Source organism: Maribacter sp. (assembly GCA_020629415.1).
Taxonomy (GTDB): Bacteria; Bacteroidota; Bacteroidia; order Flavobacteriales; family Flavobacteriaceae; genus Maribacter; species Maribacter huludaoensis.
This window is the reverse complement of sequence record JAHDDL010000061.1, coordinates 1-13,962: the sequence shown is the minus strand read 5'-3', so window position 1 is coordinate 13,962 and position 13,962 is coordinate 1. Positions and strand designations below refer to the sequence as shown.

Annotated in this window: 9 protein-coding genes; 8 read left to right on the top strand and 1 reads right to left on the bottom strand. The window is 36.3% G+C overall.

All coding sequences use genetic code 11. From position 1 onward, the window contains the following. Positions 1-302: 302 nt before the first annotated feature. The 4 genes from QZ657_RS16440 to QZ657_RS16425 all read left to right on the top strand — a co-directional run bounded on the left by QZ657_RS16440 (position 303) and on the right by QZ657_RS16425 (position 5,575). Complete coding sequence (locus QZ657_RS16440; protein ID WP_291968145.1) at positions 303-1,625, top strand: hypothetical protein; 1,323 nt, start codon at positions 303-305, stop codon at positions 1,623-1,625. Between the two features lie 381 nt (positions 1,626-2,006). Continuing rightward, on the top strand, positions 2,007-2,486 hold the full coding sequence (locus QZ657_RS16435; protein WP_291968144.1) for an acetyl-CoA carboxylase biotin carboxyl carrier protein subunit: 480 nt from the start codon (positions 2,007-2,009) through the stop codon (positions 2,484-2,486). Positions 2,487-2,532: 46 nt separating this feature from the next. After that, positions 2,533-4,005 carry an acetyl/propionyl/methylcrotonyl-CoA carboxylase subunit alpha gene (locus tag QZ657_RS16430; protein WP_291968143.1) on the top strand — a complete coding sequence of 491 codons (1,473 nt, stop codon included), beginning with the start codon at positions 2,533-2,535 and terminating at the stop codon, positions 4,003-4,005. A gap of 28 nt (positions 4,006-4,033) precedes the next feature. Next, positions 4,034-5,575 carry an acyl-CoA carboxylase subunit beta gene (locus QZ657_RS16425; protein WP_291968142.1) on the top strand — a complete coding sequence of 514 codons (1,542 nt, stop codon included), beginning with the start codon at positions 4,034-4,036 and terminating at the stop codon, positions 5,573-5,575. A gap of 14 nt (positions 5,576-5,589) precedes the next feature. Here QZ657_RS16425 and QZ657_RS16420 read toward each other — a convergent pair whose 3' ends face one another. Continuing rightward, positions 5,590-6,615 carry a LacI family DNA-binding transcriptional regulator gene (locus QZ657_RS16420; RefSeq protein WP_276470334.1) on the bottom strand — a complete coding sequence of 342 codons (1,026 nt, stop codon included), beginning with the start codon at positions 6,613-6,615 and terminating at the stop codon, positions 5,590-5,592. A gap of 194 nt (positions 6,616-6,809) precedes the next feature. On the opposite strand from QZ657_RS16420, the gene QZ657_RS16415 reads away from it, so the two are divergent. The 4 genes from QZ657_RS16415 to QZ657_RS16400 all read left to right on the top strand — a co-directional run bounded on the left by QZ657_RS16415 (position 6,810) and on the right by QZ657_RS16400 (position 13,818). Then, entirely contained in the window at positions 6,810-9,485 is a 2,676-nt protein-coding gene (locus QZ657_RS16415) for a TonB-dependent receptor (protein WP_291968141.1), read from the top strand. A 178-nt stretch (positions 9,486-9,663) separates the two neighbouring features. Then, a complete protein-coding gene (locus QZ657_RS16410) occupies positions 9,664-10,977 on the top strand; it encodes an amylo-alpha-1,6-glucosidase (protein ID WP_291968140.1) in 1,314 nt (437 codons plus the stop codon). Between the two features lie 101 nt (positions 10,978-11,078). Continuing rightward, positions 11,079-12,683, top strand: coding sequence for a sodium:solute symporter (locus QZ657_RS16405; protein ID WP_291968139.1), 1,605 nt, complete (start codon positions 11,079-11,081; stop codon positions 12,681-12,683). Between the two features lie 10 nt (positions 12,684-12,693). Next, the gene (locus tag QZ657_RS16400) at positions 12,694-13,818 is read left to right on the top strand and encodes a glycerate kinase (protein WP_291968138.1); all 1,125 of its coding nucleotides are present in this window, start codon (positions 12,694-12,696) and stop codon (positions 13,816-13,818) included. The last annotated feature ends 144 nt before the right edge of the window (positions 13,819-13,962 follow it).

Genomic DNA, 13,962 nt, shown 5'->3' with positions numbered 1-13,962 from the left:
AGAGCATCTGACTGTTAATCAGAGGGTCCTTGGTTCGAGCCCAAGAGGGGGAGCAGAAAGCGAAATCCAATCTATTTATTTAGGTTGGATTTTTTTGTTTTTGGTAAATGTTTATATACGTTAGCAAGGATTTAGACTAAATTCATCAATTTTTTATTAGATTTTTATTACCATTTTTATTTATAGTTTATAAGATTCTTAATTAGAAATGAATCCGTTGAAAGAAAATTCTTTTATATTTTTAAAAGAATGGAATTTTTTGATGAGCTTCAGAAAATTAGATTTAAAAAAATTGAGTAATTATGTTTAATTCTTTAGTAGAAAATATGAGTTTAAATAATTCCGAGTTAAGCGGTAATACCATAATTGCCATCTGGTCAATATTTGGTACTTTAATAGGAGGTGCAATTATATCATACGGTACATGGTATGGAACTGAAAAAAATAATCGCAAAGAAAAAATAGAAAATGAAAAAACTATAAAAGAATTAAAAGAAACGATAATAAATTTAAGTGCGGAAAATAAAGCAAAAACTCAAGAGGTTTTAGATTTTAACACAAAAATTGACGCTAACACTTTGTTAATAAAGTCTGTGGTGTCATCTATTGAAAAAATATCAGGAAATACAGAGAAAATTTCAAGTAAAATTAAAGCAGAACAAAGTGAGAAGGGAATGATATCACTTACTCCAAAAGAATTTGAAAATTATAAAATAAATTTTGGAAGTATTTCCGTTGTAGTTTCAATTCAAAAATTAATTAATGGTTACTTAGTTTCACCCACTAATTTACTTGCTCCAATTTATTTGAAATTGGATAAGGGAAAGCTTTTAATATCAAGTAAAGTTTATGATTCCGAAATGAATTTAGCTCTTGAAATAATTGATGGGGAATGGGCTTCAAATAAATCTAATAATTTTTCTATTAATTATGATGCTTCGGGGTTAGAAATTATAAATAATAAAGGTCAGATTCAGTTACAACTTGATTTATATGATAATATAATTCGAATTAATGGATTATTTTATAATAACGATACTGTTGTTCTACTTTCTGATGGAATGACTACCATGAAAAATATTACTGACAATAGAAAAAAGATAAATGATTTTATGAAAGTTCTAGAGAGAAATTTTAAACATACAGGTAAGGATTATTTAGGAACTAGGTCAAAAAAGTATCTTGAAATAGTTAAGCAAAAAAAGCGATTTCAAAAGGAAATACAACAAAAGAAGCAGGAATTAGCAAATATGGATAAACAAAAATTTATCAAATATTGTAATTTAAAAGTTGTAGAATTTTCTAATCTCTATTTAAAGTATAAAAAAATGGAGGATGAAGCTAATATTAGTGGAAGCCAAAGTATATTAGCTAATCGAAAATTGGTAGGTGAACAGTTTCAAAATGAATTTAGACAAAAATACCTTGTGGAAACTTATGCGATTAGTTTTGAATTGAAAAAGCTACTGAAATATGAAATTTCTAATGATTTTAAAAATCCAAAAATGGACAGTATGGGTGATATTTTAGTCATGGATATCGAAGACTCGTTCAGTTCAATAACACCTTTTTACTTAAATATGTATCTTCAAAATATTAAACGGCAAATAAAGCTTTTAAAATAAGGTTATTAAAAGGGTGTCAACTCGCTTTTATATTTGATTTAGATATTAGATAAATAAACCTTATTTATTTTAAATTAGAGTTTTAGAGGGTGAGCAGAAAGCGAAATCCAATGTATTTATTTAGGTTGGATTTTTTGTTTTTGGTCAATGTTTACGGTCATTTTCGCTGTTTTTCCCGACACCTCTACTATTATAAATAAAATCAATTCTTCGCTATATTACCTGAGATTCGGTGTTCTATTCGGTATACCATTTTAAATTATAGGTATCCCTATTATTCAAATAATTAACGGAGCAGGTCATTTCAATACTTTAAAATTCATCCACAAACTTTTTCGATATCTTTGGTTTACTTAACTTTTGCATTTATAAGATCCAAATATGTCAAATTACCTAATTACCGTAAACAAAGAAGAATTACAATGTAGCACTAATGATGTAGATTCTTTAGATAGTATATTGGTCAATGAGAATACGCTTCATGTTTTAGATAAGAATAGCGCTTTTGACGTAGAAATAATTCATTCCAATTTTTTGAACAAGACCATCACCCTTTCCATAAACGGAAATATTTATGATGTTAAACTTGAAGATGAGTATGATCAGCAAATTAAAAAGATGGGATTGCTGGCGGTAACCACTCAAAAACTAAACGAGGTAAAAGCACCCATGCCCGGGTTAATTGTGGATGTTTTGGTAGAAGTTGGGCAAGAGGTCATAGAGGGTACTCCGTTACTGGTACTATCTGCTATGAAGATGGAGAATGTTATTCTTGCTCAGGGCGAAGGCGTAATAAAATCAGTTGAAGTTAAAAAAGATGATGCTGTTGAGAAAGGACAGTTAATTATTGAAATGGAATAGAAACAATCTTATAGCCACCATTGTATAAAAGGAAAATTAAGTTTTAATGAAAAAAATACTAATAGCCAACAGAGGTGAAATAGCATTACGGATAATGAAGACCGCTCAAAAAATGGGCATTAAAACCGTAGCTGTATATTCTGAAGTTGATCGTATTTCTCCACATGTGAAGTTTGCAGATGAGGCAGTTTTACTTGGTCCTGCCCCTTCATCAGAATCATATCTTGTGATGGAAAAAGTAATTAACGCAGCAAAGGATACAGGTGCAGATGGTATTCACCCTGGTTACGGATTTTTAAGTGAAAATGCGACTTTCGCACAAATGGTGGAGGACAACGGGATCACTTTTATTGGACCCAAACCTCATGCCATTAAGGTGATGGGGAATAAACTAGCGGCAAAAGAGGCGGTTCGTGATTATGATATTCCTATGGTTCCCGGTATTGAAGAAGCTATAACAGATGTGGTCTTAGCCGAAAAAGTTGCAAAAGAAATAGGATTTCCTATACTAATAAAAGCATCTGCAGGTGGTGGTGGTAAGGGAATGCGGGTAGTTGAAAAGTTAGAGGATTTACCAGAGCAGATGCAAAGGGCAATAAGTGAAGCACAAACGGCATTTGGTGACGGATCTGTTTTTATTGAAAAATATGTGGGCTCGCCCAGACATATAGAAATTCAGGTACTTGCCGATACCCATGGTACTATTGTTCATCTATTTGAACGTGAATGTAGTGTTCAAAGAAGACATCAAAAAGTAGTGGAAGAAGCTCCTTCAGCTGTACTTACTCCAGAAATAAGAAAAGCCATGGGTGAGGCTGCCATAAAAGTAGCTAGAGCTTGCGATTATGTAGGTGCTGGTACGGTAGAGTTCTTGTTGGATGAAAACAAGAATTTTTATTTCTTGGAAATGAACACCAGGTTGCAAGTAGAGCATCCGGTGTCTGAGTTGATATCTGGTGTCGACTTGGTAGAGCAACAAATCAAAGTAGCTCGTGGCGAAGCGTTGGCTTTTACCCAAGAAGATTTAAATATAAACGGTCATGCACTTGAAGTTCGTGTATATGCAGAGGATCCTTTGGCAGATTTTATGCCCAGTATAGGGACATTAACCACCTATAAAGTACCGGTAGGTGAGGGTATTCGTGTTGATGACGGTTTTGAAGAAGGTATGGAAGTGCCTATTTATTATGATCCCATGCTTTCCAAGTTGATTACCTATGGTAAAACCAGGGAAGAAGCTATCCAATTAATGATTAGGGCTATTGAAAATTATAAAGTAGAGGGTGTTGCCACAACCTTGTCTTTTGGAAAGTTTGTCTGTGAACATGAAGCCTTTACTTCAGGTAATTTTGACACCCATTTTGTTAAAAACTACTATTCGCCAGAACATTTAGAAATGCAATATGCCGAAGAAAGAAGAATAGCGGCCTTGGTAGCATTGAAGTTGTATAAGGAAAATGAAAAGGTTTTAAAGGTTCCGTCCAAAAATTCTTCTAATTGGCAGAAGAGTAGAGTGTAGAATTGCAAATAAGATTTGAACGAGTAGCATGAAAGATAATAAAGAGATTTTAGCGGAAAAACTGGCATTGTCCAAATTGGGTGGAGGTCAAGCACGTATTGATAAACAGCATGCCAAAGGAAAGTTAACTGCTCATGAAAGAATTCATTTTTTATTGGATGAAGGTTCATTTGAAGAAATGGGTGCCTTGGTTACCCACCGTACCAAAGACTTTGGCATGGAAAAACAAGTTTTTTATGGTGACGGAGTAGTCACTGGTTATGGTACGATCAACGGAAGACAAGTTTGCGTCTTTGCACAGGACTTTACCGTTTTTGGTGGTGCCTTGTCTGAAACACATGCCGAAAAAATCTGTAAGATTATGGATATGGCCATGAAAATAGGTGTTCCAATGATCGGTCTTAATGATAGTGGCGGTGCCCGTATTCAAGAAGGTGTACGTTCCTTAGGTGGTTATGCGGATATTTTTCATAAGAACGTAATGGCATCGGGAGTAATTCCCCAAATTTCAGCTATTATGGGACCTTGTGCCGGTGGTGCGGTATATTCGCCAGCCATGACCGATTTTACCTTAATGGTAGAAAACTCTAGCTACATGTTCGTTACTGGACCTAATGTGGTAAAAACGGTAACCAATGAAGAAGTAACATCAGAAGAACTTGGTGGCGCATCGGCACATGCCACTAAGTCTGGTGTAACACATTTAACGGCTGCTAATGATATTCAATGTATAGAACAAATTAAGCAGATGATCGGGTATATGCCTCAAAACTGTGAAGATAAACCTGAAGATGTTCACTATACACTTGGTAATGAGGTACGTGATGTGTTGGAAGATATTGTGCCCATAAATACAAATCAACCCTATGATATGCGCCATGTCATCAATGGTATTGTTGATGAGGATACCTTCTTTGAAATACATAAGGCCTATGCAGATAATATTGTTGTAGGGTTCGCTAGGTTGGCAGGCAAAAGTATTGGTATTGTTGCCAATCAACCTATTAGCTTGGCAGGGGTGTTAGACGTTGATAGCTCTAAAAAGGCTGCGCGCTTTACTCGTTTTTGCGACTGTTTTAATATTCCGCTTTTAGTATTGGTAGACGTTCCTGGGTTTTTACCGGGCACTGATCAAGAATGGAACGGTATTATCACAAACGGTGCAAAATTACTGTATGCCCTAAGTGAAGCAACGGTACCTAAAGTAACCGTAATTACTAGAAAAGCATACGGAGGTGCGTATGATGTTATGAACTCCAAACATATTGGTGCCGATCTAAATTATGCGTGGCCTGGAGCGGAAATTGCCGTTATGGGAGCCAAAGGTGCAAGTGAGATCATTTTTAGGAAGGAAATAAACGCTGCTGATGATCCAGAAGCAAAATTAGCTGAAAAGGAGGCGGAATATGCAAAGTTATTTGCCAACCCCTATAGTGCTGCCCAAAGAGGATTTATAGATGAGGTTATTCTTCCTAAAGACACCAGGAGGAAACTCATAAAAGCCTATACCCTGCTTGAAAATAAAGTGGCGGTCTTGCCAAAGAAAAAGCACGGCAATATTCCGTTATAACAAGTGTTCGTACTTTAAGCTTTTAGTGAAGAATCCCTAACGATCAAACTGGTCTTTATCTCAACAGTTTTGGTATGTACTTCGTTGGGTTGACTTTCTATTTCTTTGATTAGAAAACGAACCGCTGTTCTGCCGATCTTGTCGCCAGGTTGGTCAACAGTGGTCAAAGCCGGACTGATGATGGTTGAGTTGATAGAGTTGCTAAAACCTACCACTGCAATTTCGTCTGGTATTTTGATCTTAAATTTATGTAATGCCTTTATGGCGCCAATAGCAGCATTATCGGTAATGGCAAAAATGGCATCTGGACGTTTTTTCATACTAATGAGAATATTGGCCAACCGTCTTCCATTGCCCAATGAAATATCTTCGGTGCTTAATATTAGCTTGTTTCGTACGGGTATTTTATATTGGTTTAAAGCGCGTAAATAACCGGCAAATCTTTTTTCTGAGTTGTATGAATTTTCGGTTTCTTTAATTATGGCAATTCGTTTTTTGCCAAGTTCTATTAGATGTTCAACAGCGTTAAAAGCAGCTTCTTCTTCATTGATAACAACTTGGGTGCAAGGTATTTTACTTGATACTTTGTCAAATAATACAATAGGTATTCTATTTAAAACCTTTAATACTTCTTCTACATCTTTTGTTTTTCTGGCCAATGACATTAGCACTCCGTCAACTCCAAATTGGGTCATGGTATTTAGCATTTCTGTCTGCTTGGTGTCGTCATTATTAGATTCAGATATAATTACTCTGTACCCCCTTAATTCGGCTTCCTCAATAATTCCTTTTATGATCGTAGAAGTAAATAGGTGTGAAATGTTGGGTACAATAACACCTAGTATATGTGTTTCTCTTGAACGGAAGCCTCTGGCAAATAAATTAGGAACGTAATTCATTTGCTTAGCTAGTTTTTTAACTTTCTCCTTGGTTGCAAGACTGATATCCGGGTGATCGTTCAGTGCCCTTGAAATTGTTGAGATAGATAAACTCAATTCTTTAGAAAGTTCTTTTAAAGTGGTATTTCTTTTTTTGCTCATGATTGGAAATGAGTAAATTATGTTGAATTTGAGAGAATAACAATATTACAAATTAAATTGCAAACGTTTTCGCAAACGTTTGCATAGGTAATTCGTTATTTTTAGGTTAATAGAATGCTATATTCATATAATTTGGCTTCAAAATCAACGATTTGATAATTTAAATCGACTCAACTTAAAAAAACCCAAACATTATGAAGAAAATTATTTTTGCGGTAATCGGACTTCTTATCAGTGTAAGCTCCTTTGCACAGACCGATATTTCTGGAACCGTTACGGACAATTTAGGAGACCCTATTCCCGGTGCAAATATTTTAATTGTAGGTAGCACTTCGGGTACAACATCGGATTTTGATGGTAATTTTTCTTTTTCAACAGACCTTACTGGTGAGCAGATATTACGTATATCGTATATCGGTTTTACTTCGGTAGATAAATCTTTGACCTTAAATGGTACTACACAAACGGTAAATGTCGTGCTTCAAGAAGGTGGTCAGTTATTAGATGAGGTAGTTTTAACCGCATCAAGTACATTTCGTTCTCAAAAGCAGGCTCCCTTATCGATCAGTTCTGTGAAAATGAAAGAAATAACCAAGCTATCCGCTAACAGTCAGGCAGATATTCTTAGAAGTGTCCCAGGTATTACCGCTGAAGGTGGTGGTGGTGAAACGGCAAGTAATATATTCGTTAGAGGTTTGCCTTCCGGTGGTCAGTATGTTTTTAACCCACTGCAATATGACGGAATGCCTTTAATTAGTTCTTTCGGACTAAATTCTTCTGCGCATGATGTCTATGCAAGACCGGATATAGGTTTTAAAGGTGTAGAATTTGTTCGTGGTGGTGCAGCGGTATTATATGGTGCAGGTTCTGTTGCCGGTATTATAAACTACACAAGTAAAACGGGTGATACAAACCCTGGTAACATTATTAATATTGAAGTGGCCAACCAAGGTAGAATAAAAACGGACTTCTATTCCGGTGGTCAACTAGGTGGTGAAGATTCTAACACGTATTACGCTTTTACTGGTTTTGTTCGTCATGATAGAGGTCCTATAGATGTTGGTCTTCCAACAAAAGGTGTTCAGTTTAGAGGTAATATTAAAAAGAAATTCGATAACGGTTCTTTTACGTTAAGCGGACAGTTTATTGACGACAAAGCTCAATTTTACCTTCCAATTCCATTAAGTGGTGGTAGTAGAGAACGTATAAACGGTAATGATGGTGACCCGGTTGAACAATTGTTATCCGGTGATTTGGCGAATACCTCGTTCAACACACCAGGCGGAACCTATAATAGTCCTATTTCAGATGGTGTTGCTACCTCAGGTGGTTACCTTATGGGTGATTTCAATTACAGATTTGAAGATGACCTTAAATTGACCTCCAAAATTAAATATGCAAATTACAAGCACAACTTTGCCCTGTATGTAGGAGGAAATGGAACAAACGGAAATCCGATAACATTAGATAATTATGTAGAAAGTATAGCTCCTGGTAATTTAGGGTATACTGCTGCTTACCAAAGTGGGTCAGGTGCTCAAATTAACGGTAACGACTTGGTAATAGATAATTTGCATGTGGATCGTTTACGTCCAATGACAGATTATTCTGGTGAGATCAACCTTACTAAGTCTATTGAAACGGCAAATGGTGGTAACCATAACATAACCGTAGGTTCTTACATAGCCCGTACTGAGGCAGAAGATGTAAATTATCAATATAGAGTGTTGACAGAGTTCAATAATAACCCTCAATTGGTAAACTTAAATTATATCGATGCCAGTGGAAATAATGTAGTGTATTCTCAAGGCGGTTTATATAACCGTATTGGTCAAACTGCCAATAACTTTCTTTCTCAAAATAGAGTAGCATTATATGTTACAGACGAGATGATTTTAGATAGATGGCGTTTTGATGTTGGTTTTAGATGGGAACATACAGATGGTATCAATAGCCGTGGTGGTATTATGAGCGAAACGGTATATGCTGACCCTGAACTTACAGCTGCGTTAAGTGACGTGCAAACTGCTGATGGTACGTTCTTAAGAACTGAAGTAAATGCTAGTGCTTGGGCACTTTCTCTAGCGGGTTTGTATGAGTTAACCGAAACTACCAATCTATACGCAAACTTTTCTAAAGGATATTTCTTTCCACAACTAAGAGGTTTTGCTCCGGTACCGGGTATTTCAGAAAGTCCGTACGATGCTGAGAACATTATTCAGTTTGAAGCTGGTGCCAAATTCGGAAACCAAAAATTCTCAGGTTCAGTTGCAGGGTATTACGTAGGTCTTAAAGATCGTATTTCCATTAGGCAGGCAATTGTTGGTGGTCAATTAATAGATGAAACAAGAGCTGAGCAAAACACAAGAACTATAGGTATAGAGGCAACTTGGGATTATAGCCTTGCACAATATCTAAATCTACGTGGTAATGCTACATATCAAAACCACGAGATTACAAAAAATACCGATTTCGATTTGGTAAACGGTACGTCTACAGAAGCTAACGTTGGTAATGAATTGGCTAGACAGCCAAACCTGTTGGGCGGATTGGGACTGTATTATGACAATGCTGCTTTTGATGCCAATTTCGGTTTCAACTACACAGGTTCAAAATTCACCGATGATACCAATAATATAGAATTAGATGCCATAACAATTGGTAGGTTAGGTGCCGGTTATACATTCTCTAAAGAAAAGAATAACCAATCGGTTCGTTTGGGGGTATCGGTCTTTAATTTATTTGATAGTGACGGAATTACGGAAGGGAATCCAAGAGCAGGTTCAGCAGGTCAAACAGAATCTCAATTCTTTGTAGGTAGACCAATTCTACCTAGAAGATTATTTGTGACGGCCACCTTTAATTTCTAAAAAGAATTTGTTGTTCGTTTAAGTTTATTGATAGGCACATTGGTAGTCTAGACAATTGCCAATGTGTTTTTTACTCGATATTTCAATAATTAATATGTTGATACTTATGTCGATAAAAGGACTAAGTTTTCAATTCAATGCCTCGTAGGCTAGTTGCTGAGGCTGTTTATTACAAAATATGAAGAAAGAATTATATAAGAAGGCTATTGCGATCTTGGATGCAAATTTTCAAGAAGGTGGATTTACAATACCTAGTGCAGGGCTGTATCCTTTTCAATGGAAGTGGGATTCAGGTTTTATAGCTATCGGTTTTACACATTACGATGTAGAAAAGGCTAAAACCGAAATGAGAACCTTGTTTGATGCACAGTGGGAAAACGGATTTATACCACATATTGTTTTTCATACGGAGAACGATTCCTATTTCCCTGGGGCAGATTTTCATCAATCTGAATTGCATCCTTTATCATCAAAAAAATATAGGTCTACTGGTATGACACAACCACCGGTTTCTGGTTTTGTGTTGCAAGAAATGTATCGTATTGCAGAAGATAAGGATGATATGTTGCACTTTATCAAAGAAGAGATCGATAAGGTTTTTGACAATCACGTGTATTTCTACGAAAATAGAGACCCAAAAGATGAAGGGTTGGTCTACATTTATCACAACTGGGAATCTGGTACGGACAACTCCCCCGTATGGGATGATATCTGGAAAACGATGGATCCGCCGGAATACACTTTTGTTAGAAAAGATACTACGCATGTAGATGCTTCCCAGCGCCCTACTAAAAGGGAGTATGACCATTATCTGGACCTTATCGATATTGCCAAACAGCACAATTATGATGATGCTAAAATTGCCGAGTTATCCCCCTTTTTGGTTCAAGATCCATTGTTCAATGCAATGCTTATAAAATCTAATCAGGCGTTAATTGAATTATATGAATCGATCGGGGGTCATGAAGATAAAATTGCAACCCTATCTCAATGGCAATCAAAAAGTATTAAAAGTTTCAATGATAAGTTGTTCGATGCGGCATTAGGGGCATATGTGCATTATGATTTAAGAAACGAGAAACCTATTCGTCAAATTACTTCATCGTCTTTTTCACCTTTGTTCGCACATATTCCATCTGAAGAAAGAGCTCAGGTTTTAGTGAAAACAATGATGGAGAAGTTCGGTGGAGAAGACAAATACCTATGTGCATCGTTTGATCCTACTGATGATCGTTTTAATCCTAGAAAATATTGGAGAGGTCCTGTGTGGATCAATATGAACTGGATGCTTTTTCGTGGGCTAAGAAGTAACGGTTACACAGATCTAGCAGAGCGGATTAAAAAAGACAGTTTAGAACTGATAGAGCAATACGGTTTTTACGAATATTTTGACTGTAGACGAGATACCGGAGATAAAAATCAGACGGGATACGGAGGTAACAATTTTTCGTGGAGTGCAGCTTTGTATATAGACATGGTAAATACAGACTAAAATTATAAATCATGTATTATATTGATTACTTTTTAATTGCATTCTATATGTTCAGCATTGTATTGGTTGGTCTATTGATTCTAAAAAATAAAAACTAAGGTATGAACTACGTTGACTATATCATTATTGTTGTTTATTTAGCAGGGTTTTTAGGTTTGGGCTTCATGTTCAAGGAAAACAACTCTGGTGGCGATTACTTTTTAGGTGGTCGTAAAACATCATGGCTGCCATTAAGCTTATCGGCAATGGCAACCCAACTGTCTGCCATAAGTTTTATCTCGGCACCTGCTTTCGTCGGTTTAAAAGATGGTGGGGGTATGCAGTGGCTAACGTATGAGTTTGGTGTACCATTGGCAATGGCATTTTTGCTTATTGCGGTATTACCAACACTGTATAAATCAGGTATTGTTAGTGTATATGAATATTTAGAGAAAAGATTTGATTCTTCATCGCGGTTATTAATAAGTTTCGTTTTTCAAATAAGCAGGTCTGTAGCTACAGGGGTTATGGTATATACTATGGCCTTAATTTTACAAGCCACAATTGGATTGGATTTTTGGATTTCCATTTTAATTATCGGACTCATTACCATGGTCTACTCTTTTCAAGGAGGAATGAAAGCGGTGATATGGGGAGATGTTATTCAAATGAGTATCCTGTTTATAGGTATAATCATTTGTCTATATTTCGGATTTAACGAACTTGGCGGAGTAGATAATTTTCTTACACATGTAGATACTGATAGAATTACAGCGGTAGATTTTAATAAATGGGGGTTTAACAATGCCGATGGTAATGATGAATTTGGGTTTTGGCCCATGGTCATTGGCGGATTCTTTTTGTACGCTTCTTATTACGGTACCGATCAAACCCAATCGCAACGATTGTTATCTTCAAGTAGCATGTCTAACCTTAAAAAACTGATGATGGCAAACGGATTATTGCGTTTTCCGTTTACATTGACCTATTGCATTATGGGGTTGGTGTTGGGTACGTTGCTGTTGCAAGATGTTAGTTTTCAAGAACAGATGGAAACCGTGTACCAAGCCAATATAACTTCATTACAAGGAAAAAAGGCAGATTTAATGGTGCCGGTCTTTATAATTAAGTATTTGCCAAATGGGGTAATCGGTATTTTGATCGTAGCTATCATGTCAGCAGCTATGTCTACCTTGAGTTCTACGGTAAACTCCTTATCTGCCGTAACTATGGAAGACTTCGTAAAAAGATTTAACCCTAATATGCCAGATAAAAAATACATGACCTATTCAAAGTTATTGTCTATTTTTTGGGGTCTGGTCTGTTTGTTTTTTGCATTTTTTGCAGGTAATATAGAAGGCACGGTCATAGAGGTCATCAATAAAATAAGTTCGGTTTTCTATGGTCCAATTTTGGCAGCTTTTATTTTGGCAATACTTACCAAGAGAACTCATGCTCTTGGTGCCAATATAGGTATAGTAGTTGGGGTATTGTTCAATGTTTACCTATGGCTATATGTGCCTCAGATCTTTTGGTTCTGGTGGAATGCACTGGGGTGTATAGTTACTGTATTGGTTGCGCTTGGTGTTAGCTACACGGTTAAAAGAAAGGTGAACGAAGGGTTAGAGGTCGAATATTATAGCGGTAAAAAAGAAGTGGCAATTTTAGTTGCGTATTTTATTGCAATTGTTGCTTTTAGTGTTGCATTACCAAGTATTTTGAATTAATCTTATAGCAATGAAGTTTGTAATAGCACCAGATAAGTTTAAAGGCTCATTAACCGGATTCCAATTTTGTGATGCCGTAGAGGAAGGACTCCTAATGGTGTTCAATGATGCCGAAATTTTGAAAAAGCCTTTAGCAGATGGCGGTGATGGTACCATGGAAGTCGCTAAACATTATATAAAAGGAGAAACGGTAACCATAACTGTAAACGATCCTCTTTTTAGACCTATAAATGCATCTTATTTATATTCTGATGAAACAAAGATTGCCTACATAGAAATGGCGGAAGCATCAGGATTAAAATTGTTGAATGTAGATGAGTTTGACTGCATGGAAACGACAACATCTGGAACAGGTGAATTAATTTATGATGCGCTTGAAAAAGGAGCGACAGAAATTATTTTAGGTATTGGCGGCAGTGCTACCAATGACGGTGGTATGGGCATGGCAAATGCGTTGGGTTTTCGGTTTTTGGATGAAAAAGGACTGGAGTTATCCCCAATAGGAAAACATCTTTCAAAGGTGAAAACTATAGATGATTCCAACAAGCATCATAGATTAGATGGGGTAAAAGTGAAAGTCGCATGTGATGTCACCAATCCTTTTTATGGGCTACAAGGTGCCGCTTATATTTATGCGGCACAAAAAGGTGCTTCTGAAAATGAGATTATATTTCTAAATCAGGGTTTGTGCAACTTTGCAGAAATTATCAAGAATCGCTATGAAATCGATTTACAGAAGGTAAGTGGCTCCGGTGCAGCAGGTGGTGTTGGTGGTGGCGCCCTTGTTTTTCTCAATGGCGAATTAATTTCTGGTAATAATTTGATAAAAGAATTGGCAGATTTTGATAATGCCATTAATGGTGCAGATTGGATCATTACCGGCGAAGGTCAGTTAGATGAGCAAACGCTTTCTGGTAAGACCATAGATGGGGTAGTAAAATCTGCCAAATCTAAGAATATATCCGTTGCCGCACTCTGTGGCTCGGTAAGTATTAGCGTTGCACAACAACAAAAATTCGGGTTAAATTATGTGGCATCGATCATAAGAGGCATTTCTACTTTAAATCAGGCTATGGAGCAGAGTAGGGACAATCTTGTAAATGCCACCTTTAATTTTGCAAGTTTAATTAAATAGGTTACAATTATTTTTACGGTTTAGCAAGGAAGTAATTTTGATTATTCTTTGCTAAATACTGTCCGTTTTTTGTAAATCTGTACTTTTTTCTTCTCTTTTTTTTAGTGACGGCCCTATTTTTTTAAAACGATAATATCCATCGGT